General features: G+C 71.8%; 17 protein-coding genes. 13 read left to right on the top strand and 4 right to left on the bottom strand.

Annotated features, from left to right (window positions below):
- Positions 1-40 precede the first annotated feature (40 nt).
- The 3 genes from ACIBCK_RS21100 to ACIBCK_RS21090 are packed head-to-tail and all read left to right on the top strand — an operon-like array spanning position 41 to position 2,999.
- On the top strand, positions 41-1,084 hold the full coding sequence (locus tag ACIBCK_RS21100) for a FecCD family ABC transporter permease (RefSeq protein ID WP_399392263.1): 1,044 nt from the start codon (positions 41-43) through the stop codon (positions 1,082-1,084).
- On the top strand, positions 1,081-2,109 hold the full coding sequence (locus ACIBCK_RS21095; RefSeq protein WP_399392261.1) for a FecCD family ABC transporter permease: 1,029 nt from the start codon (positions 1,081-1,083) through the stop codon (positions 2,107-2,109). The genes ACIBCK_RS21100 and ACIBCK_RS21095 overlap by 4 nt, the downstream gene beginning before the upstream one ends.
- Positions 2,106-2,999: an ABC transporter ATP-binding protein gene (locus ACIBCK_RS21090; protein ID WP_399392259.1), complete on the top strand. Its 894-nt coding sequence runs from the start codon at positions 2,106-2,108 to the stop codon at positions 2,997-2,999. Before ACIBCK_RS21095 ends, ACIBCK_RS21090 begins: the two co-directional genes overlap by 4 nt.
- Here ACIBCK_RS21090 and ACIBCK_RS21085 read toward each other — a convergent pair.
- On the bottom strand, positions 2,983-3,330 hold the full coding sequence (locus ACIBCK_RS21085; protein WP_399392257.1) for an alkyl sulfatase C-terminal domain-containing protein: 348 nt from the start codon (positions 3,328-3,330) through the stop codon (positions 2,983-2,985). The two genes, ACIBCK_RS21090 and ACIBCK_RS21085, sit on opposite strands and share 17 nt — an antisense overlap.
- A gap of 42 nt (positions 3,331-3,372) precedes the next feature.
- Here ACIBCK_RS21085 and ACIBCK_RS21080 point away from each other — a divergent pair, with 42 nt between their 5' ends.
- Genes ACIBCK_RS21080 through ACIBCK_RS21070 form a run of 3 tightly spaced genes read left to right on the top strand, consistent with a single transcriptional unit; the run spans position 3,373 to position 5,463 of the window.
- Positions 3,373-3,723, top strand: coding sequence for a hypothetical protein (locus ACIBCK_RS21080; RefSeq protein WP_399392256.1), 351 nt, complete (start codon positions 3,373-3,375; stop codon positions 3,721-3,723).
- Between the two features lie 7 nt (positions 3,724-3,730).
- Entirely contained in the window at positions 3,731-4,546 is an 816-nt protein-coding gene (locus tag ACIBCK_RS21075; protein ID WP_399392254.1) for a TlyA family RNA methyltransferase, read from the top strand.
- Positions 4,543-5,463 (top strand): NAD kinase, encoded by a 921-nt coding sequence (locus ACIBCK_RS21070; protein WP_367040439.1) that lies wholly within the window; start codon positions 4,543-4,545, stop codon positions 5,461-5,463. The genes ACIBCK_RS21075 and ACIBCK_RS21070 overlap by 4 nt, the downstream gene beginning before the upstream one ends.
- A gap of 102 nt (positions 5,464-5,565) precedes the next feature.
- Here ACIBCK_RS21070 and ACIBCK_RS21065 read toward each other — a convergent pair whose 3' ends face one another.
- Positions 5,566-6,915, bottom strand: coding sequence for an FtsX-like permease family protein (locus tag ACIBCK_RS21065; protein ID WP_399392252.1), 1,350 nt, complete (start codon positions 6,913-6,915; stop codon positions 5,566-5,568).
- Positions 6,916-7,148: 233 nt separating this feature from the next.
- On the opposite strand from ACIBCK_RS21065, the gene recN reads away from it, so the two are divergent.
- The 3 genes from recN (at position 7,149) to ACIBCK_RS21050 (ending at position 11,584) form a co-directional block, all read left to right on the top strand.
- Positions 7,149-8,876: a DNA repair protein RecN gene (gene recN, locus ACIBCK_RS21060; protein WP_399392324.1), complete on the top strand. Its 1,728-nt coding sequence runs from the start codon at positions 7,149-7,151 to the stop codon at positions 8,874-8,876.
- Positions 8,877-9,213: 337 nt separating this feature from the next.
- The gene (locus ACIBCK_RS21055) at positions 9,214-9,987 is read left to right on the top strand and encodes a hypothetical protein (RefSeq protein WP_399392250.1); all 774 of its coding nucleotides are present in this window, start codon (positions 9,214-9,216) and stop codon (positions 9,985-9,987) included.
- 460 nt (positions 9,988-10,447) lie between these two features.
- Positions 10,448-11,584 (top strand): glycosyltransferase family 4 protein, encoded by a 1,137-nt coding sequence (locus ACIBCK_RS21050; protein ID WP_399392249.1) that lies wholly within the window; start codon positions 10,448-10,450, stop codon positions 11,582-11,584.
- Positions 11,585-11,604: 20 nt separating this feature from the next.
- On the opposite strand, the gene ACIBCK_RS21045 is transcribed toward ACIBCK_RS21050, so the two are convergent.
- Both ACIBCK_RS21045 and ACIBCK_RS21040 read right to left on the bottom strand, forming a co-directional pair.
- Complete coding sequence (locus ACIBCK_RS21045) at positions 11,605-13,242, bottom strand: PucR family transcriptional regulator (protein ID WP_399392247.1); 1,638 nt, start codon at positions 13,240-13,242, stop codon at positions 11,605-11,607.
- Between the two features lie 212 nt (positions 13,243-13,454).
- Complete coding sequence (locus ACIBCK_RS21040; RefSeq protein ID WP_399392244.1) at positions 13,455-15,260, bottom strand: glycoside hydrolase family 15 protein; 1,806 nt, start codon at positions 15,258-15,260, stop codon at positions 13,455-13,457.
- Between the two features lie 430 nt (positions 15,261-15,690).
- On the opposite strand from ACIBCK_RS21040, the gene ACIBCK_RS21035 reads away from it, so the two are divergent.
- From ACIBCK_RS21035 to ald, 4 genes are all read left to right on the top strand, one after another.
- Positions 15,691-17,355, top strand: coding sequence for a CTP synthase (locus ACIBCK_RS21035; protein ID WP_399392322.1), 1,665 nt, complete (start codon positions 15,691-15,693; stop codon positions 17,353-17,355).
- 86 nt (positions 17,356-17,441) lie between these two features.
- Positions 17,442-18,068: an NUDIX hydrolase gene (locus ACIBCK_RS21030; protein WP_367040430.1), complete on the top strand. Its 627-nt coding sequence runs from the start codon at positions 17,442-17,444 to the stop codon at positions 18,066-18,068.
- A 169-nt stretch (positions 18,069-18,237) separates the two neighbouring features.
- Entirely contained in the window at positions 18,238-20,346 is a 2,109-nt protein-coding gene (locus ACIBCK_RS21025) for a tetratricopeptide repeat protein (RefSeq protein ID WP_399392242.1), read from the top strand.
- Between the two features lie 144 nt (positions 20,347-20,490).
- A complete protein-coding gene (ald, locus tag ACIBCK_RS21020; RefSeq protein ID WP_399392320.1) occupies positions 20,491-21,606 on the top strand; it encodes an alanine dehydrogenase in 1,116 nt (371 codons plus the stop codon).
- Positions 21,607-21,798 lie beyond the last annotated feature (192 nt).

Genomic DNA, 21,798 nt, shown 5'->3' with positions numbered 1-21,798 from the left:
CTCGTCGAAGTCCAGTGCGAGGGTAGGCTAACCTAACCTGGTGTTGGTCGACAGTCCCCCCGAAGCAAGCGCGGAGACCGCCCCCGCGCCACCCAACCGCCGCGCGATACGCAGCGCCGGGCTCCTCGTCTCGGTCTGTGTGCTGCTGCTCGTCGTCGTGGCGAGCATCGCGGTCGGTGCCAAACAGCTGTCCATGGACCAGGTCTGGCACGGCCTCTTCCAGGACACCGGGACGTACGGCGATGTCGTCGTCGGAGAGCGGCTCTCACGGACGCTGCTCGGCGTACTCGTCGGCGTGGCCCTCGGCCTCGCGGGCGCCGTCCTTCAGGCACTGACGCGCAACCCGCTGGCCGACCCGGGACTGCTCGGCATCAACCTCGGCGCGTCGGCCGCCGTCGTCACCGCCATCAGCTTCTTCGGTGTCACCTCGTTGAGCGGCTACGTGTGGTTCGCCTTCGCGGGAGCGGCCGTTGTCGGAGCCGCCGTCTACGCCCTCGGAGGGACCCGCAACGCGACGCCCGTACGGCTCGCGCTCGCCGGTACCGCGCTGAGCGCCGCGCTCTACGGCTATCTGCAGGCCGTGATGATCACGGACAACGCCGCGCTCAACAAGATGCGCTTCTGGACGGTCGGCTCCCTGGCATCCGCCAGGAACGAGACCATCCTTCAGGTCCTGCCCTTCCTCGTCATCGGCATCGTGCTCGCACTCGGCCTCGCCCGGCCGCTCAACGCCATGGCCATGGGCGACGACACCGCCCGCGCGCTCGGCGCCCATCTGAACCGCACCCGCGCCCTGTCCATGGCCGCCGCGACGCTGCTCTGCGGGGCGGCGACCGCGGCCTGCGGGCCGATCATGTTCGTCGGCCTGATGGTGCCGCACGTCGTGCGCTCCTTCACCGGGCCCGACATGCGCTGGATCCTGCCCTACGCGGCGATCCTCTCGCCGGTGCTCCTGCTAGGCGCCGACGTCATCGGGCGTATCGTCGCGCGGCCCGCGGAGTTGCAGGTCGGCATCATCACCGCGTTGATCGGCGCCCCGGTCTTCATCTTTCTCGTACGACGGCGGAGGCTGGCTCAGCTGTGAAGGCGATACGCACCCGGGGCGGGCTCAGCTTCCGCCTCGACGTCCGCACGGCCGTGGTCGTCGTCGTGCTCATCCTGGCCGCGCTCGTCGCGAGCGTCGTCCTGATCGGCACCGGCGACTTCCCCATCCCCGCCGCCGACGTCATCCGCACCCTGTTCGGCAACGGAGACGCCGGGCAGGAGTTCATCATCAACGACCTGCGGCTGCCACGGGTCCTGGTCGGTCTTCTCGTGGGGGCCGCGCTCGGGCTCGGCGGCGCGATCTTCCAGTCCATCTCCCGCAATCCGCTGGGCAGTCCGGACATCCTCGGCCTCGGGCAGGGGTCCACCGCGGGCGCGCTCATCATGATCGTCCTCTTCCAGGGCACCGCGGTGCAGGTCGCGGGGGGCGCGCTCATGGGCGGTCTGGTGACCGGCTTCGCGATCTATGTGCTCGCCTGGAAGCGAGGCGTGCACGGCTTCCGGTTCGTCCTGGTCGGCATCGGCGTCTCCGCCTTCGTCACCGCCATCAACGGCTATCTGCTCACCAAGGCGGACCTCGTCGACGCCGCCCGCGCCGTCGTCTGGATGACCGGCTCCCTCAACGGGCGTGACTGGGACCAGGTCTGGCCGCTGCTCGTCCTGTGCGCCATCCTCGTACCGCTCGTCATGACGTACGCCCGTCCGCTGCGGATGCTGGAGATGGGTGACGATGTCGGGTACGCGCTCGGCGTGCCCGTCGAGCGCACCCGCATCGTCCTGATGGCCTCGGCCGTGCTGCTCACCGCCGCCGCCACCGCGGCGGCGGGCCCCGTCAGCTTCGTCGCGCTCACCGCGCCGCAGCTGGCGAGGCGGCTCACCCGCTCGCCGGGGCCCAACCTGATGCCGGCGATGTTCATGGGCGCGACCCTGCTGATCGTCGCGGACTGGGCATCGCAGCGGGCCTTCGGCGCCGACCAGCTGCCCGTGGGTGTGGTCACGGGAGTGCTCGGCGGCATCTACCTGCTGTGGCTCCTCGTCATCGAGCGCAAGGCGGGGCGGATATGAAGACGCGTACGGCCACGAACACGAAAACCTCTGAGAGCACCGACAGGCAGGAGCGTGCCGCAGTGAACCGGCTCATCGCGGACGACGTGACCCTTGGCTACGACCAGCGCGTCATCGCGGAGAAGTTGTCCGTCGAGATCCCCGACAACTCCTTCACGGTGATCGTCGGCCCGAACGCCTGCGGCAAGTCCACCCTGCTGCGCGCCCTGTCCCGGATGCTCAAGCCCTCCGCGGGTCGTGTCCTGCTCGACGGCAACGTCATCCAGTCGATGCCCGCGAAGAAGGTCGCGCGGACGCTCGGCCTGCTCCCGCAGTCGTCCATCGCCCCCGACGGGATCACCGTGGGCGACCTCGTGGCGCGCGGCCGCTACCCCCACCAGGGCCTCCTTCGGCAGTGGTCGCCGGAGGACGAGCGGATCGTGGGCGAGTCGATGGCGTCGACCGGCGTCGCCGAACTGGCCGACCGCTACGTCGACGAGCTCTCGGGCGGCCAGCGTCAGCGCGTGTGGATCGCGATGGCGCTCGCCCAGCAGACCCCGCTCCTGCTCCTGGACGAGCCGACGACGTTCCTCGACATCCAGCACCAGATCGACGTGCTCGACCTGTGCGCCGATCTCCACGAGGAGCAGGGCCGCACGCTCGTCGCCGTCCTGCACGACCTCAACCACGCGGCCCGGTACGCCACCCACCTCATCGCCCTGCGCGACGGCGCGGTCGTCGCCCAGGGCGCGCCGGCCGACGTCGTCACGACGGAGCTGGTGCGGGACACCTTCGGGATGGACTGCCAGATCATCGACGACCCGGAGACCGGGACGCCGCTCGTGGTGCCCGCGGCGCGGCGGGGGCGGACGAGGACCGCGGCTGCGGCTGCGGCTAAAGCAGCGACCTGAGGCGGAGCATGTCGCGCAGGCCCGCCTCCAGCTTGACCCGGCCGGAGGCCCAGGCCTTCGCGAAGTTCAGCTCGCCGTCGACCAGGGCCACCAGATCGTCGCCGGACATGGTGAGGCGGATCTCGGCCTTCTCGCGCGGGGCGCCGGGATGCGTGTCGAGCACCGTGATCCGGCCGTTCTCGAGACGGCCCGTGAAGGTCACGTCGAGATCGGTGATGCTGCAGCTCAGCGAGCGGTTGAGCGCGGCGGCACTGCGCACGCCGCCATCGGCGCCCGCGAGATTGTCCGAGAGTTTGTCCAGTGCCGCACGGCACTCTTCGATCGTGGCCATCGTGATCGACGGTACCGCAGCGCTTCGCGGTAGCGTCGTGGCATGAACGACTCGACGCCGGGCCCCGAGCCTGAGCCGGTGGAGCCCGAGGCCACCGCGGAGCAGGCACAGGCGTACGACCCCGAACCGGAGACGTACGACCCCGTCGGCCCCGCGCCCCTCGGGGTGGAGCGTGTGCCGACCGGTGACGCCGAGGTGGACGGCCTGCTCCGGCGTCTCGGCGACGCGGACCACCTCGCCACGGACGGCCACATCGAGGTGTACGAGGATGTACACCGGGGACTACGCGACGCGCTGACCGCGCTCGACGCACGCCCCGGGCCGCCGGCGCCCTCACCCATGGGGACGCCCGCGGCTTCGCCCCAGCACTCGTCCCCGTACCACAGGAGCTGAACAGAACGTGGCAGGAGTGGCACGCCGCCGCCTCGACGCCGAACTGGTCCGTCGCGAGCTCGCGCGCTCGCGCGAGCACGCGAGCCAGCTGATCGCCGCCGGCCGTGTGACCGTCGGCAAGAACACCGCGACGAAGCCCGCGACGCAGGTGGAGACCGCCGCGGCCATCGTGGTCGCCGCCGATGACAGCGATCCCGGTTACGTCTCGCGCGGCGGCCACAAGCTGGCGGGCGCGTTCGCCGCGTTCATGCCGCAGGGCCTGGTCGTCGAGGGGCGGCGTGCGCTCGACGCGGGCGCGTCCACCGGCGGCTTCACCGATGTGCTGTTGCGCGCGGGCGCTTCGGGCGTCGTCGCGGTGGACGTCGGTTACGGGCAACTCGCCTGGTCGCTGCAGAGCGACGACCGGGTCACCGTCAAGGACCGCACGAACGTACGGGAGTTGACGCTGGAGGCCATCGACGGCACCCCCGTCGACCTGGTCGTCGGGGATCTCTCCTTCATCCCGCTCGGCCTTGTGCTGCCCGCACTCGCGCGGTGCGCGGCCCCCGACGCGGACCTGGTCCTGATGGTCAAGCCGCAGTTCGAGGTCGGCAAGGAACGCCTCGGCAGCGGCGGTGTGGTGCGCAGCGCGGAACTGCGTGCCGATGCCGTACGCGGTGTGGCGCGCCAGGCGTGGGGGCTCGGGCTCGGTGTGGTTGGCGTGACCGCGAGCCCGCTGCCCGGACCTTCCGGAAATGTCGAGTACTTTCTGTGGCTGCGTGCCGGGGCGCCCGAACTCGACCCGGCGGACGTTGACCGTGCCGTGGCGGAGGGGCCCCGTTGACTCAGACCCGAGAGACCCAGACCCGAGCTCGTACCGTTTTTCTGCTCGCGCACACCGGGCGGCCTGCAGCCATCCGCAGTGCCGAACTCGTCGTCCAGGGGCTGCTGCGCAGCGGCATCGGCGTACGGGTCCTGGAGGCGGAGGCGGCCGATCTGCCGCTGCCGACCGAGGTCGGCACCGTGAAGGAGGCCACCCCCCAGTGCCTCGACGGCTGTGAACTGCTCGTCGTGCTCGGCGGCGACGGCACGCTGCTGCGCGGCGCGGAGTTCGCCCGCGCGTCGGGGGTGCCGATGCTCGGCGTCAACCTCGGACGTGTCGGCTTCCTCGCCGAGGCCGAGCGCGACGACCTCGACAAGGTCGTCGACCGGGTGGTGACGAAGTCGTACGAGGTCGAGGAGCGGATGACGATCGATGTCGTCGTGCGCAGCAACGGCGATGTCGTGCACCGCGACTGGGCGCTCAACGAAGCCGCCGTGCAGAAGATGTCGGCCGAGCTGATGCTCGAGGTCGTCCTGGAGATCGACGGCCGTCCGGTCACCGGCTTCGGCTGCGACGGCATCGTGTGCGCGACGCCGACCGGCTCCACCGCGTACGCCTTCTCCGCGGGCGGGCCCGTCGTGTGGCCGGAGGTGGAGGCGCTCCTGATGGTGCCGATCAGCGCCCACGCCCTGTTCGCCAAGCCCCTGGTGACCTCGCCGGACTCGGTGCTCGCCGTCGAGGTCCAGCAGCACACGTCGCACGGGGTGCTGTGGTGCGACGGGCGCAGGACCGTCGAACTGCCGCCGGGGGCCCGGGTCGAGGTGCGCAGGGGTGAGGTGCCGGTGCGGCTCGCGCGGCTGCACCACGCGTCGTTCACCGACCGGCTCGTGGCCAAGTTCGCGCTGCCGGTGTCGGGGTGGCGGGGGGCGCCGCACTAGCGCTCCGCTGGGGGTGCGGACTCATCTGCGGGTTCGTTGTGGCTGGGCGCGCTCACGGGGCGGAGCCGCAATATGTGACAGCCCCGCGCCCCTTCGGGGCGCTCACGCTGCCTGCACCACAGTGATCGCTCGGCGCCGCATCACGCTTGCCACCGGAAGCCCCGTCGCCAGCAGGGTGAGCAGCAGGGTGCCCGTCGCGATCCCCGTCGGTACCGCCCACGGCAGGTGGGGGAGTGACGAGCCGAAGGCTGTGCTGAGGATCGGGGCCAGTGTGCCGAGCGCTATCGCGGTGCCGAGGAGCAGTGCCGTCCCCGCGACGACCACCGCTTCCCAGGCCGCCATTGCCCGCACCTGGGCCCGCGGGCTGCCCACCACCCGCAGTAGGGCGATGTCGCGGCGGCGCTCGAAGGAGATCATGGCGAGGGTGTTCGCCGCGGCGATCGCGGCGAAGCCGGCGTAGAGCCCCGTGCCCACATAGTCGAGCCAGACCTCGCCCGTGCTGCCCGCCGAACCCGTGTGGTGCTGCGCCGTGGTGTGCATGCCGATCTTCGTCACGCCGAAGCCCACGACCAGGACGAGCGGCACGACCGCGGCGGAGAAACGGCGGGGCTGCGAGCGGACGTTCAGCATCGCCAGGCGCGCGCTGCCGCCGAACCGGCCCACCAGCGCGGAGACGAGCCAGGCCGCGGGCCCGATGATCCGCGGGCCGAGCAGCCCCGCGCCGACACAGAAGAGGATCAGGACGAGGAACGCGCCCTCGCTCGCCTCGTCCGCGGGCTGCTTCGACAGGAGTACGGAGACGGCGCAGGCCCCCGCGACCGCGATCAGGCCGAGCGGCGCCCGGAGGATGCCGAGCCCCCGCCGCCCGGTGGCCGCCTCGCTCAGGGCGCGGGCCGGGCGAAGCAGCGAGAACCGCAGTGCCGACAGGAGCGCGGCGAGTGTCGTCGTCACCACGGCCACGCCGATGCATACCGGCAGGGCGACCCAGCCGAAGCGGAAGGCCGCCTCGGCGGGGAGCAGCCCGTGCGCCACCATGCCCGCGTGCCACCAGCGCGCGACGAGGCCGCCGAGAACGAAGCCGACGAGCGCCGCGGGGATCGACGCGGCGAGTGCCTGGCCGGCCACCGCGCGGCGGACCTGGCGGGGCTTGGCGCCGATGGAACGCACCAGGGCGAGCTCGCGGTGCTGCTGCGCGACGGCCGTGCCCATCGTCGACGCGACCACGAATATCGACATGTAGATCGATCCGATGAGCAGGACGACGGCCATGTCGCCCACGCCGTTCTCGCCGATCTGCCTGCGTGCCCGTGCGGAGAGCCCGTCGGTGCCCGTCGCGGCGAGCATCATCGTCGACGCGCTGACCATGGTCGCCGCGAAGAGCGCGGCCACCGCCGTGCCCACGAACGCCGGACGATGCGCGCGCAGCGCCGCCTGTGCCAGTCCCGTTCCCATACTGATCATGGTGGGGTGCCGGGTCACCCGTGCACCAGGAGGCTGCCAGGAAGATCATGGTGGGGTAATCCCCACCCCTGGTAGCCCCCAGGGAGCCCCACCCCCTGCGAGTGACAGCGTCCGTTCGGTCCGCCTTTGCCACCTGCGTCTTCGTGGAAGGAAGGTGGAAGGAGACCAGGGGCCGTCGCACACCTGGCCCAGGACCTCGTAAGGTCGTGTCCGTGTTGGAGGAGATGCGGATACGGTCGCTCGGAGTCATCGACGACGCGGTGGTCGAGCTGTCGCCGGGGTTCACCGCCGTGACCGGCGAGACCGGTGCGGGCAAGACGATGGTGGTCACCAGCCTTGGACTGCTGCTCGGCGGACGCGCGGATCCCGCTTTGGTGCGGATCGGCGCCAAGGCGGCGGTGGTGGAGGGGCGGATCACTGTGCCCGCGGATGCCACGGCTGCCGTGCGCGCGGAGGAAGCGGGGGCCGAGCTCGACGACGGGGCGCTGCTGATCAGCCGTACGGTCTCGGCGGAGGGGCGCTCCCGTGCGCACCTCGGGGGGCGGTCGGTCCCGGTGGGCCTGCTGTCCGAACTCGCCGACGACCTCGTGGCGGTGCACGGTCAGACGGACCAGCAGGGCCTGCTCAAACCGGCCCGGCAGCGCGGGGCCCTCGACCGGTACGCGGGCGATGCCGTCGCCGTGCCGCTGGCCAAGTACACGGCGGCGTACCGCAGGCTGCGGGCCGTGACGACCGAGGTCGACGAGATCACCACGCGCGCGCGTGAACGGGCCCAGGAGGCCGATCTGCTGCGGTTCGGCCTCGACGAGGTCGCGGGCGTGGAGCCGCGCGAGGGCGAGGACACCGAACTGGCCGCCGAGGCCGAGCGGCTCGGCCACGCGGAGGCCCTCGCCTCCGCCGCCACGGCCGCGCACGCCGCGCTCGCGGGCGTCCCCGAGGACCCGGAGGGTGTCGACGCCACGACGCTGGTGGCGGGCGCCCACCGGGCTCTTGAGACGGTCCGCTCCCACGACCCCGCCCTGGCCGCCCTTGCCGAGCGGATCGGCGAGATCGGGATTCTGCTGGGCGATGTGGCGGGGGAGCTCGCGGGGTACGCCGATGACCTCGACGCCGATCCCCTGCGTCTCGCGGCGGTGGAGGAGCGGCGGGCCGCACTCACTCAGCTGACCCGGAAGTACGGCGCCGACATCGATTCCGTCCTCGCCTGGGCCCAGGAGGGGGCCGCGCGGCTCACCGAACTCGAAGGTGACGACGACCGTCTTGAGGAACTGACCGCCGAGCGCGACGCGCTCCGTGGCGAACTGGCGGGGCTCGCGCAGGCGTTGACCGACGCGCGCCAGGAGGCGGCTTCGCGGTTCGCGGCGGCCGTCACCGAAGAGCTGGCCTCGCTCGCGATGCCGCACGCGCGCGTGACGATCGACATCACCGCCACGGAGGTGCCTGAGGACGCGGACGGAGTGCCGGTCGACGGACGCCTCGTCGCGTACGGGCCCGCGGGCGTCGACGAGGTGGAACTCCTCCTGGCCCCGCACCCGGGCGCCCCGCCGCGGCCGATCGCCAAGGGCGCGTCCGGCGGTGAGCTGTCGCGCGTGATGCTCGCCGTCGAGGTGGTCTTCGCGGGTACGGATCCCGTGCCGACGTACCTCTTCGACGAGGTCGACGCGGGTGTCGGCGGCAAGGCCGCGGTCGAGATCGGCCGCAGGCTCGCACGCCTCGCCAAGTCCGCGCAGGTCGTGGTCGTGACGCATCTGCCACAGGTGGCGGCGTTCGCCGACCGGCAGCTGCTCGTCGAGAAGACGAACGACGGGTCCGTGACGCGGTCCGGAGTCCTGGTGCTCGAAGGGGAGGACAGGGTGCGGGAGTTGTCCCGGATGCTGGCGGGCCAGGAGGACTCGGAGACTGCGCGAGCGCACGCGGAGGAACTGCTGGCCACGGCGCGGGGGGACGGGTAACTGGCGGGTCGCCTTCGGTGGGCGGGCTTCGCGTACCGCCGGTCGCCGGGTCCGCCGGGTTGGTTCTTGGATGCGGTTGGGTTGTGGCCTGGTCGGTTCGGGGGGGGGCCGGTGGTTGACGGGTCGTTTCGGTGGGTGGGGTTCGTGTCCCGCCGGTCACTGGCTCCGCCGAGTTGGTCGTCGGACGCCGGATGGGCCGTGACGTGCTCGGCTCGGGGGCGGGTGGTTGGCGGGTCGTTTCGGTGGGTGGGGTTCGGGTGCCGCCGATCGTCGGCTCCGTCGCGTTGGTCCTTGGACGCCGGACAGGCCGTGACCTGGGCGGCGTACGCTGAAACGCATGATCGTCCAGCGCAGCACCGCCCTTCTCGCCGCAGTCGCCGTCACCCGCGCCGCCACCACCGCGTTGCGTTCGCGCGCTCCGGGCGGAGCCGGCCGCTGGCAGCGGAAGAACTATGCCGGGCGGACCGTGGAGTTGTACGCCGGGCCCGCGGCCGCCCTCGGTGCGGCGGCGGGAGCTGTGGTGCTGCCCGCCAGGGCCCGCGCCGCCGCCGCGCTCGCCGTGCTCTCCGCGGGGGCCTGCGGGGCGTACGACGACGTGGCGGGGGAGGGCGATCCGCGTCGGGGCTTCCGTGCGCACCTGGGCGCGCTGCGGGCGGGTGAAGTCACCAGCGGGGCCGTGAAGTTGTTCGGGGTCTCCGCGGCGGGTCTTGCCGCGGGCGCGCTGCTCAAGGAGCGGCCGGTGGACAAGCTCCTTGCCGGGGTCGTGATCGCGGGCGCCGCTCATTTCGTCAACCTCGTGGACGTACGCCCGGGGAGGGCAGCCGGAGCGGTGGTCGCGCTGGGGATGCCGGGGCTGCTGCGCCAAGGCGCCGCCGGGGTACTGTCCGCCGCCTCCGTCGGAGCCGCGGCGGCCGTGCTGCCGGAGGACATCGGGGAGCGCGCCATGATCGGCGACGCGGGAGCACACGCCTTGGGCGCGGCCCTCGGTCTCGCCATCGCCGCGGGCAACGGCCGCGCGGGGCTCGCCGTCCACGCGGCGGGCGTCGTGGCGGCCGCCGCGTACGGCGAGAAGGTCAGCGCGGTCGCGGCGGGTGCGGGGCGTTGGGGCTAGCCACTCGGCACCGCTGAGCCGCGGCCTCGCTGAGCTGAGTGCGTGCGCTGTGGTGTGGCGCGGTCGCGGCGGGTGCGGGGGCCCCGCTGCCGGAAGGCGCGGGGGAGCGGGAAGTGTTGAGGGCGGGTGGGGTTGGGGTGGGGCCCTGGCGCCGCGGTGCCGCCTTCCGGCTGATGTGACTCCTCGTCGTTGCGTCGTGCCTCGCGGTGTGGCTCCTTGGTGAGGGGCTGGCGCGCCCACGGGCTCGGAACGCTTTCGTTACGGTGTTGGCGCTGCCAAGATGCGAGGGCCGTAGGTTGTTTGCGGTGTTGAATCCCCGATGTCCTCACCCGTGTGGGTGATCCGGGTCAGGGAGTTGCCCTGTGCGACACGGAAGAGGCCTTTCGGCGGTGCCGGAACGTCCGTACGGACTGGCATCCTTGGCGCAGCCCCCCGACGCCGACCCAGGAGCCCCGGCTACGTGAGCCACGTGAGCAGCCACTCACCGCACGGTCAGACCTCGCTGCACACCGTGCAAGTGCTGGGCGGTGGCAGCGCGGGCAGCAGCGCCCACGTCAGGTCGCTCGCCGCGGGACTCGCGGCGCGGGGCGTGCGGGTCACGGTGTGCGCCCCCGCCGAAGCCGCCAGCGCCTACGACCTGCCGGGCACCGGCGCCCGGCACGTCCACGTACCGCGCAGCAGTGACCCCGCGTCGGTCGCCTCCCTCCGGCTGGCCTGCGCCGACGCCGACCTCGTGCACGCGCACGGACTGCATGCCGCGCTCCGCGCCACCCTGGCGCTCACCGGCCGGCGCACTCCCCTCGTCGTCACCTGGCACACGCGCGCGCACGCGGAAGGAGCGCGCGCCCGCGTCCTGCGCCTCCTGGAGCGACGCGTCGCCAAGGCCGCCGCCGTGGTCCTCGGCACCTCGTCCGACCTCGTCGACCGCGCCCGCAGCAGGGGCGCGCGGGACGCCCGCCTCGCCCCCGTCACGCTCCCCGCGCCGCGGCCGACGGACGGGGAGGTCGAGGACGCCGAGGGGCTGCGCCACAAGGCCCTGGCCGAACTCGGCGCCGTGGGCCGCCCGTTGATCGTCACCGTCGGCACGCTCGAACCGCAACGCGGCTATGACGTCCTCCTGGAGGCCACGCGCGCGTGGCGCCACCTCGATCCTCTGCCGCTCCTCGTCATCGCGGGCGAAGGGCCCGAGCGCGGCGCCCTGCAGCGCCGTATCGAGAACGAGGGCCTTCCGGTCCGGCTCGTCGGGCGGCGCGACGACGTGCCCGAGATGCTCGCGGCGGCCGATCTCGTGGTGCTGCCCACCAGTTGGGAGTCCCGCTCCGTGCTCGCCCAGGAGGCCCTGCACGCGCGCGTGCCGCTCGTCGCGACCGCGGTCGGCGGCATTCCCGAACTCGTCGGTGACGCAGCCGCACTCGTCCCGTACGGCGACGCCGAGGCCCTGGCCACCGCCGTCGCCCGCCTCCTCGCCGACCCCCCGCTCAGGGAGCGGCTCAAGGACAAGGGCACGGCCCAGGCGGCGACATGGCCGACCGAGGACGAAACGGTCACTCAAGTCCTCAGCGTCTACGACGAGTTGACGCGCCCCTTCGGCGTGTAGCCCCGGGGTTCCCGGCGCCGCTACGCCACATGCCTCCGCGCCCGCAGCGCCAGGCTCAGCGCGAGCACCGTCTGCGGGTCGTCCAGGTCCGTGCCGAGGAGTTCGCTGATCCGGGCGAGGCGGTTGTAGAGCGTCTGACGGTTCAGGTGCAGCTCGCGCGCCGTCTCCGCCTTGCGTCCCGCATGGGCCAGATACGTCTGCAGGGTCGGAAGCAGCGGCGGCTTCGAGCGCTGGTCGTGGGTCCGCAGCGGGCCGATCGCGCGGTCCACGAACGCCGCGAGCGCCGAGTCGTCGTAGTTGTGCAGACGCCACAGCAGCAGATCGATGTCCAGGCGCCGCGCGTCGTACCAAGGACGGTCGATGAGGCCCTGCGCCGCCGTCGCCGTCTCCGCCGCGTGCCGCAGCCCCGCCGACGCCGCCGCCCAGCCGCCCGCCACCCCCACCACCACGACCGGCGGCAGCGCCCCGGCCCGCTGCATCCCCGCCCGCTCCACGCCCGCACGCAGCGCGGCGGCGACGCGGTCGGCCACCGCGGTGCGTTCGGATTCCGAGCGCAGCCCCAGAAGCAGCGGGACACGCCCCTCGACCGGACGTACGCCGAGCAGCACCGGCACCCCCACCACCGCTAGCTCCTCCGCCACCGCCCGCGCGAGCACCGCCCAGCCGCCGCCCGGCGGCAGCCCGTCCGCGAGCCGCATCACCACCGGGAGCAGCGGGCTCTCGCCGGGCTTGAAACCGAGCACCCGCGCCTGGGCGGGCGCGTCATCGGCCTGGATCCGGCCCTCCGCGAGATCGGTCAGGAAGTCGCCCCGGCCCCGCGCGGCGAGCTCCTCCTCCTGCCTGGCCTGCATCAGGACCACCGCGAGCGAGCCCGCGGCCCGCTCAGCCGCGATCCGGTGCACCGGAAGCAGCGCGGACTCCACGGCGAGCAGCACGAGCCGTGCGCGCACCGAGCCCGAGCCGGGGCCGCCGCCCGGTACGTCGACGAGCAGCGCACCCGCGGGCGGGCCGTCCTTGTGGTGACCCCGCAGCCCCTCCCACACCTGGAGCGGATCGGCACACTCCGTGCCCGCCCCGGCTGCGTACAGGAGCTGTCCGTCAGCCGTCTCCAGGAACACCGGGTTGCCGCTGAACTCCGCCAGGACGGCCAGGACTTGGGGGACGCCGCCCCCGCCGAGCAGTGCCTCCGTGCAGCGTCGGTGGACTTCCTCGGCCTGCTGGAGGAGCGCGTAATGACCGTTGACGATCTCGGTGTGGACCTCTTCGGTGACCGTCACGAAGGGCACCTCGCGGTGCAGCTGCACCAGCGGAAGACCCGCCGCCCGAGCCGTCTCCACTATCGCCGCGGGCAGCCGTGCGAAGCGCGGGCCCAGCTCGACGACGAGCGCCGCGATGCCCCGCTCGGCGAGCTTGCGCACGAAGACACGCTGCTCGGCGGGGCGTGCGCCGAGGCCGAGCCCCGTGGTCAGGAGCAGTTCGCCGCCCTTGAGGAGCGAGGCGATGTTCGGCACCTCGCCCGCGTGCACCCACCGCACCGTGCGCTGCAGCCGCTCGGCACCCGCGACCACCTCCGGGAGCCCGCCGCGCAGACCCGGAAGTTCCAGGGCCCGCTGCACGGTGATGCCGCCCTGAGTGCCCTGCGTGCCCTGACTTTCCATGGGGCGGACGGTACCTGCGCATACGTGCCGGGAACATCTCCGACCCGTTACGGGAATGATCTGATCCGCTCATACCCCGACAACTCGTCGCCCCGGAACGTCAATTGCGTCACGGCCCGCCGCATGTGGCGTACGTCACGCAAAACGGACGGCGACGGGGAACCCGTCGCCGTCCGGACCTGGGCCCTCGCCCAACCGCCAACCGATAACCGCTATCCGCCGTACGCCCCGCTGGCCGTCAGCCGCAGTGCCGTGTCGATCAGTGGCACGTGGCTGAACGCCTGCGGGAAGTTGCCGACCTGGCGCTGCAGCCGCGGGTCCCATTCCTCGGCGAGCAGCCCGAGGTCGTTGCGGAGCGCGAGGAGCTTCTCGAAGAGCTTGCGGGCCTCGTCCACCCGGCCGATCATCGCGAGGTCGTCCGCCATCCAGAACGAACAGGCCAGGAAGGCGCCTTCGTCACCCTCGAGCCCGTCCACGCCCGCGGCGTCGCCGGTGGTCGGGTAACGCAGGATGAAGCCGTCCGACGTCGAGAGCTCCCGCTGGATCGCCTCGATCGTGCCGATCACCCGCTTGTCGTCGGGCGGCAGGAAGCCCATCTGCGGGATGAGCAGCAGCGAGGCGTCCAGCTCCTTGGAGCCGTACGACTGCGTGAACGTGTTCCGCTCCGGGTCGTAGCCCTTCTCGCAGACGTCCCGGTGGATGTCGTCGCGCAGGTCGCGCCACTTGTCCAGGGGGCCGTCCGCGTCACCGGACTCGATGAGCTTGATCGTGCGGTCCACGGCGACCCACACCATCACCTTGGAGTGCACGAAGTGGCGGCGCGGGCCGCGCACCTCCCAGATGCCCTCGTCCGGCTCGTCCCAGTGCGTCTCCAGATAGCGGATCAGCTTGAGCTGGAGCAGTGAGGCGTAGTCACTGCGGGCCAGGCCCGTCATGTGCGCCAGGTGCAGGGCTTCGGTGACCTCGCCGTACACATCGAGCTGGAGCTGGTGCGCCGCGCCGTTGCCGGCCCGGACCGGTGTCGAGCCCTCGTACCCCGGCAGCCAGTCCAGCTCGGCCTCGCCGAGCTCGCGCTCGCCCGCGATGCCGTACATGATCTGCAGGTTCTCGGGGTCGCCCGCCACCGCGCGCAGGAGCCACTCGCGCCAGGCACGGGCCTCTTCGCGGTACCCGGTGCGCAGCAGCGAGGAGAGCGTGATGGCGGCGTCGCGCAGCCACGTGTAGCGGTAGTCCCAGTTGCGGGAGCCCCCGACGTCCTCCGGCAGCGACGTCGTGGGCGCGGCGACGATGCCGCCCGTGGGGGCGTACGTCAGGGCCTTCAGGGTGATCAGCGAGCGGACCACGGCCTCGCGGTACGGGCCGTGGTACGTGCAGTGGTCGACCCACTCCCGCCAGAAGTCCTGCGTGGCCGCGAGGGCGTTCTCGGGCTCGGCGGGCGGCGGCGGCTCCTTGTGCGAGGGCTGCCACGAGATGGTGAACGCGACCCGTTCACCGGGCGAGACGGTGAAGTCCGCGTACGTCGTGAGGTCCTTGCCGTAGGTCTCGGCCGACGTGTCGAGCCATACGGAGTCGGGTCCGGCGACGGCCACCGTGCGCTCGTCGACCTTGTGCACCCAGGGCACGATGCGGCCGTAGCTGAAACGCATCCGCAGGGCGGAGCGCATCGGCACCCGGCCGCTGACACCCTCGACGATCCGCACCAGCTGCGGGGCGTCCGTGTCGCGCGGCGGCATGAAATCGGTCACGCGGACCGTGCCGCGCGGGGTGTCCCACTCGGATTCCAGGATCAGCGAGTCGCCGCGGTACGTGCGCCGCGCGGCGGTCGGCGGTGGTGCGTCGGGGCTGTGAGCGGGCCCGAGACGCCAGAATCCGTGCTCCTCCGTGCCGAGCAATCCGGCGAAGATGGCGTGCGAGTCGAAGCGGGGCAGGCACAGCCAGTCGACTGTGCCGTCCCGGCAGACCAGGGCAGCGGTCTGCATGTCTCCGATGAGTGCGTAATCCTCGATGCGCCCGGCCACGTGCATCTCCAGTCAAACGGCCACGTCGCCCTCTCGGGGGCGCTCGCTCTACGGTCAAGGCTTCGCTGTAAAACGAACTGCGCGAGCCTCTTGTTCCGGGGAACGGTACGGGGGTGATTGCCGTTAGTCGGACCGGCTCGGCAGCGAGTGTCCGAGCAGGATACGACGCACCTAGGTGATCTGCGCGCCGCTCCTGGCAACCAGCCTGCGCCGAACGGGTGAGCACCGGGTGAGGGCCAGGTGAGGGAGGTGTGACGTGGGCACCCGTGCGTGGCCGGAAGCAGCCTCGTCCCGTCGCTGATACCCTGGTAGCCCGTGAGCCGGTGGTCATTGAACCCCCGAACCGCAGCGACGGCACCTCCCCAGAATCCCCGGTGAGGGTGCCGGTACGCACCCTCCAGACCGCGACCACGGGAGCCCCCTCTTGGCCATGCAGCCTAAGTCCACGACGACCAAGCACATCTTCGTCACCGGGGGTGTCGCCTCTTCCCTCGGCAAAGGTCTGACTGCCTCGAGCCTGGGTGCGCTCCTCAAGGCGCGCGGCCTGCGCGTCACCATGCAGAAGCTCGACCCGTACCTGAACGTCGACCCCGGCACGATGAACCCCTTCCAGCACGGCGAGGTGTTCGTCACGAACGACGGCGCCGAGACGGACCTGGACATCGGTCACTACGAGCGCTTCCTCGACGTCGACCTCGACGGCTCGGCGAACGTCACCACCGGCCAGGTCTACTCGCAGGTCATCGCCAAGGAGCGGCGCGGCGAGTACCTCGGCGACACGGTGCAGGTCATCCCGCACATCACGAACGAGATCAAGCACCGCATCCGCCGTATGGCCACCGATGACGTTGACGTCGTCATCACGGAGGTCGGCGGCACGGTCGGCGACATCGAGTCCCTGCCGTTCCTGGAGACCGTCCGTCAGGTCCGCCACGAGGTCGGCCGCGACAACGTCTTCGTCGTGCACATCTCGCTGCTTCCCTACATCGGGCCGTCCGGTGAGCTCAAGACCAAGCCGACCCAGCACTCGGTCGCGGCGCTGCGCAACATCGGTATCCAGCCGGACGCCATCGTGCTGCGCGCCGACCGTGACGTGCCGACCGCCATCAAGCGCAAGATCTCGCTGATGTGCGACGTCGACGAGGACGCGGTGGTCGCCGCCATCGACGCCAAGTCGATCTACGACATCCCCAAGGTCCTGCACACCGAGGGCCTCGACGCCTACGTGGTGCGCAAGCTCGACCTGCCCTTCCGCGACGTGAACTGGACCCAGTGGGAGGACCTCCTGGACCGGGTGCACAACCCGGACCACGAGGTCACGATCGCGCTGGTCGGCAAGTACATCGACCTGCCCGACGCCTACCTCTCGGTGACCGAGGCCCTGCGCGCGGGCGGCTTCGCCAACCGCGCCCGCGTCAAGGTCAAGTGGGTCACCTCCGACGACTGCAAGACCCCGTCGGGCGCCGCCAAGCAGCTCGGCGACGTCGACGCGGTCTGCATCCCCGGCGGGTTCGGCGACCGCGGCGTGACCGGCAAGGTCGGCGCCATCACCTTCGCCCGCGAGAACAAGATCCCGCTGCTCGGCCTCTGCCTGGGCCTGCAGTGCATCGTGATCGAGGCCGCCCGCAACCTCGCGGACATCCCCGACGCCAACTCCACGGAGTTCGACTCCGCGACCTCCCACCCGGTCATCTCGACCATGGCGGAGCAGCTGGACATCGTCGCCGGTGAGGGCGACATGGGCGGCACGATGCGCCTGGGCATGTACCCGGCGAAGCTCGCCGAGGGCTCCATCGCCCGTGAGGTGTACGACGGCAAGGAGTACGTCGAGGAGCGGCACCGTCACCGCTACGAGGTGAACAACTCCTACCGCGCCGAGCTCGAGAAGAAGGCCGGCATCCTCTTCTCCGGCCTGTCCCCGGACGGCAAGCTCGTCGAGTACGTCGAGTACCCCCGCGAGGTCCACCCCTACCTGGTCGCCACCCAGGCGCACCCGGAGCTGCGCTCGCGCCCGACCCGCCCGCACCCGCTCTTCGCGGGCCTGGTGAAGGCCGCGGTCGCGAGGCAGGAAGAAGCACGCCAGACGGGTAAGTAACACAAGAGCGATACGGTTGCCGGGGTACGGGCCTTATGAGGCGCGTGCCCCGGTTTCTGTTTGCACGTGTGGGAGGACAGGGCGACATGACGATCAAGGACACCGCCGAGGAGTGGCAGGTCACGGCGACGAAGACGCCCTTCGTGGGGAACAAGACCTCGGTTCGCACCGACGACGTGGTCATGCCCGACGGGTCCGTCGTCCACCGTGACTACCAGGTGCACCCCGGCTCCGTCGCGGTGCTCGCCCTGGACGACGAGGGCCGCGTCCTGGTCCTGAGCCAGTACCGCCATCCCGTCCGCCACAAGCTGTGGGAGATCCCGGCGGGTCTGCTCGACATCCCCGGTGAGAACCCCCTGCACGCCGCCCAGCGCGAGCTCTACGAAGAGGCGCACGTCAAGGCCGAGGACTGGCGTGTCCTGACCGACGTCTACACCACCCCCGGCGGCTGCGACGAGGCCGTGCGCATCTTCCTCGCGCGCGACCTCTCCGAGGCCGAGGGCGAGCGCTTCGAGGTCTCCGAGGAGGAGGCCGACATGGAGCTGGCGCGCGTACCGCTCGAAGAGCTCGTACGGGGCGTGCTCGCCGGAGAGCTGCACAACAACTGCCTCGTCGTGGGTGCCCTTTCGCTGACCGCCGCGCTGAGCGGTGACGGTGTCGACGCGCTGCGCCCCGCCGACGCGCCCTGGCCCGCGCGCCCCTTCGAGGCCTGACAGGCCGCGCCCTGCGCCATTGGAGTCCCCGGTGTGACGATCTGCTGATCCGATCGGGGGACCTGTGCGCGCCGCTCGCCGGGGGAGGGGGCAGGGCCTGAACTAGGCTCTGGAAGCGTCCCGACCGGATTCCCGGCGGGTTCGCGCGCAGGCGGACGGAGCATGGCCCGTGACGGATCAGGCGGTCGACACGGACGGTTCGGCAGCGGGCGGCGCGGTGCCGCGGCCCGCTCCGGCCCAGACCTCCGAGGGCGGTCAATTCGTCGGCCGTCGCAGGGAGTTGAAAGAGCTCCGGGCCGACATCGACCGCGCGGGGCTCGACACCATCTCGGGCCGCAAGGCGCCTCGGGCACGCGTGCTCCTCATCGCGGGCCGCCCCGGCTCGGGGCGTACCGCGCTCGCCGAGGAGCTCGCGCGGCAGGTCGCCGACGACTACCCCGACGGGGTGTTCCGGGCCCAGCTCACCGAACCCGACGGCGCGCGCGTGCCCACGGAACGCACCGCACGGGAGCTCCTCGACGCCCTCAAGGTCCCGGCGCCTGCGGGAGCCGACGAGGACGAGCTCGCCGAAGTGCTCCGCGAGGCCCTCTCGGGGCGCAGGGCCCTGTTGCTCCTCGACGACGCCGCGGACGCCGAGCAGGTCGACCCGCTGCTCCCGGACGCACCCGAGTGCCTGGTCGTCGCCGTGTCCCAGGGCCCGCTCACCGGCATCCCGGACGTGCGGCCGTGCACGCTGGGCGGCTTGGACACCGCCGCGGGGGTCGAACTGCTCTCCCGCGCGGCGGGCCCGGTGCGCATCACGGTCGACCCGCGCTCGGCGGAGAGCCTGGTCGAGGCGTGCGCCGCGCACCCCGCATCCCTCGTCCTGGCCGGCGGCTGGCTCTCCGGGCGGCCCAAGGCGGCCGTGGCCGACCTCGCCAAGCAGGTGCACGAGCGGCCCGACGACGACTCGGCGCCCGGCGCGCTCTCCCGGATGTTCCAGCTCTCGTACACCTCGCTGCCCGGGGCGGCGGCGCGGATACTGCGCTACCTCTCGCTCGCCCCCGCGGGGTACGTCGACCCGCACACCGCGTCCGCGCTCGCCGGCTGCTCGGTCTCCGCCGCCCGCACGACCCTGGACGACTTCGTGAAGCTCGGCCTGGTCAGGGCCGTGGATTCGTCGCTTCCGCAGTACGAGGTGCCGGCCTGCCTGGTGCCGCTGCTGCGCGCACGCACCGAGAGCCAGGACCGGGCCGCCGAGGTGCAGCTCGCGCGGGCCAGGATGCTGGAGCGGACCGTGCGCCTCCTGCAGTCCTGCCGGGCGATCACGGAGCCGGACAGCTCCGGGGCCCGCAAGAAGCTCGCGGGCCTGCCGCGGGCCCTGCGCTTCCCCCATCCCGGCGCCGCCGCCGAGTGGCTGCACGTCCGGCAGCCCGCCCTGCTGGCCGCGGCCCGCCTCGCGGTCGCCGACGGGGAGCTCGACACCCTCGCGCGACGCCTGATGGCCGCGCTGACGCGGGCCCTGGTGGCCCACCGGGGCACGGAGGACGCGGCTCCCGAGCTGTACGGCATCCACCGCCTCGTCCTGGACGTCGCAGAGCGCCGGAACCTGCCCCGCGAGAAGGCGGCGGCCCTGCTGAATCTCGCGGATCTGGACGCGAGGACGGGACGTACGCACGAGGCGCTGGTGCGCTATCGGCTCGCTCTGGACGCCGGACGGGAAGCAAATGATCCGTATGCGACCGGCCGGGCGATGGAATCCGTAGGCGGTGCCCACCAGGAGCTGGGGGACTGGTCGCGGGCCTCGGACTGGTTCGGCCGCGCCCTCGCCCACCGGCTCGCGCGGGGCGAGCGCACCGACGCCGCACGGCTCCACGGCCGCATCGCGACGGCGCACACCTACGCGGGCCGCTACGGAGAGGCGCTGCGCAACTGGAGCTCGGCCGTCACCGGGTACCGCAAGGTCGGTGATGTGGCGGGCCAGGCAAGGGCGTTGAGCGAGCTGGCGCGGGTGCAGGAGTACGCGGGGCGGCCCGAGGAGTCGCTGCGCACCTGCCAGGAAGCCGGCGAGTGGGCGCGGCAGGCCGATGACGTACGCCTTCAGGCGGCCCTGCAGCTCAGGCTCGCCGACACCCTGGACCGGCTCGGGGACCCGGCGGCCGCCCGGCTGCACCGCAGTGCGGCCGAGCGCATGCTGGGAACGGAGGCCGAGGAGGTCAGGGGCCCCGCAGCGAACGATTCAAAGGAAGGATCCGGGGCTTCCGCCTGCGAAATCCGTAGCGCTTCCGCAGAAGATTGATGCATTGAAAGGCTAGACAGCGAGAAGTCCTTCATTAGACTGGCTCCGCCGCGTACTTCCGTGGTGTCTCCGATGCGCCCTCTTGTGTATCGGTATGTAGCGCATTGCCCGAAGAACCCCTGAGCCAAGAGGACCGTGATCGACGTGAAGGTCGGCATCCCCCGCGAGGTCAAGAACAACGAGTTCCGGGTGGCCATCACCCCCGCCGGTGTGCACGAGCTGGTGCGCCACGGCCACCAGGTCGTCATCGAGCGGAACGCCGGTGTCGGCTCCTCGATCACGGACGCGGAGTACGTCTCCGCGGGCGCGGTCATCCTGGACACCGCCGACGAGGTCTGGGCCACCGCCGACCTCCTCCTGAAGGTCAAGGAGCCCATCGCGGAGGAGTACCACCGCCTCCGCAAGGACCAGACCCTCTTCACCTACCTGCACCTGGCCGCCTCCAAGGAGTGCACGGACGCGCTCCTGGAGTCCGGCACGACGGCCATCGCGTACGAGACCGTCGAGACCGCCAACCGCGCGCTCCCGCTGCTCGCCCCGATGTCCGAGGTCGCGGGCCGTCTCGCCCCGCAGGTCGGCGCCTACCACCTGATGGCCGCCCAGGGCGGCCGCGGTGTCCTGCCCGGCGGTGTCCCGGGTGTCGCGGCCGGCAAGGCCGTCGTCATCGGCGGTGGCGTCTCCGGCTGGAACGCCGCGCAGATCGCCATCGGCATGGGCTTCCACGTGACCCTGCTCGACAAGGACATCAACAAGCTCAAGGAGGCGGACAAGATCTTCGGCACGAAGATCCAGACCGTCATCTCCAACGCCTTCGAGCTCGAGAAGGCCTGCCTCGACGCCGACCTCGTCATCGGTGCCGTTCTCATCCCGGGCGCCAAGGCACCGAAGCTCGTCACCAACGAGCTCGTGTCGCGCATGAAGCCGGGAAGTGTCCTTGTCGACATCGCGATCGACCAGGGCGGTTGCTTCGAGGACTCGCACCCGACGACGCACGCCGAGCCGACCTTCCCGATCCACAACTCGGTGTTCTACTGCGTCGCCAACATGCCCGGCGCGGTGCCCAACACGTCGACGTACGCGCTGACCAACGCGACGATGCCGTACATCGTCGAGCTGGCGAACCGCGGCTGGGCCGACGCGCTGCGCCGCGACAAGGCGCTCGCCCTGGGCCTCAACACCCATGACGGCAAGGTCGTTTACAAGGAGGTCGCCGAGTCGCACGGCCTCGAGCACGTCGAGCTGGAGACGCTCCTCGGCTGAACCTGACCGCTTTCGTCAACGAAAGTCGTCAATCTCACGCCCACGGCCGGACCTTGAGAGGGGTCCGGCCGTATGCGTATGTCCGTGGACATGGTCAACTCGCCTTGAACGTAACCCTTTAACCGATTCGCACACCCCGGAAATGTGCCAACGGCACCCCGCGCGCCCTTGACATGGGGGCGTTCGATTGCC

Source organism: Streptomyces sp. NPDC051218, assembly GCF_044455475.1.
GTDB lineage: Bacteria > Actinomycetota > Actinomycetes > Streptomycetales > Streptomycetaceae > Streptomyces.
This window is presented reverse-complemented; position numbering and strand designations above follow the sequence as displayed.

Bases quoted from the DNA above. Each gene is read 5' to 3' on its own strand.
- ACIBCK_RS21080 (WP_399392256.1), top strand. From the start codon at position 3,373: ATGAACGACTCGACGCCGGGCCCCGAGCCTGAGCCGGTGGAGCCCGAG.
- ACIBCK_RS21045 (WP_399392247.1), bottom strand. From the start codon at position 13,242: ATGGAAAGTCAGGGCACGCAGGGCACTCAGGGCGGCATCACCGTGCAG.
- recN (WP_399392324.1), top strand. From the start codon at position 7,149: ATGCGGATACGGTCGCTCGGAGTCATCGACGACGCGGTGGTCGAGCTG.
- ACIBCK_RS21065 (WP_399392252.1), bottom strand. From the start codon at position 6,915: ATGGGAACGGGACTGGCACAGGCGGCGCTGCGCGCGCATCGTCCGGCG.
- ACIBCK_RS21035 (WP_399392322.1), top strand. From the start codon at position 15,691: ATGCAGCCTAAGTCCACGACGACCAAGCACATCTTCGTCACCGGGGGT.
- ACIBCK_RS21055 (WP_399392250.1), top strand. From the start codon at position 9,214: ATGATCGTCCAGCGCAGCACCGCCCTTCTCGCCGCAGTCGCCGTCACC.
- ACIBCK_RS21090 (WP_399392259.1), top strand. From the start codon at position 2,106: ATGAAGACGCGTACGGCCACGAACACGAAAACCTCTGAGAGCACCGAC.
- ACIBCK_RS21085 (WP_399392257.1), bottom strand. From the start codon at position 3,330: ATGGCCACGATCGAAGAGTGCCGTGCGGCACTGGACAAACTCTCGGAC.
- ACIBCK_RS21030 (WP_367040430.1), top strand. From the start codon at position 17,442: ATGACGATCAAGGACACCGCCGAGGAGTGGCAGGTCACGGCGACGAAG.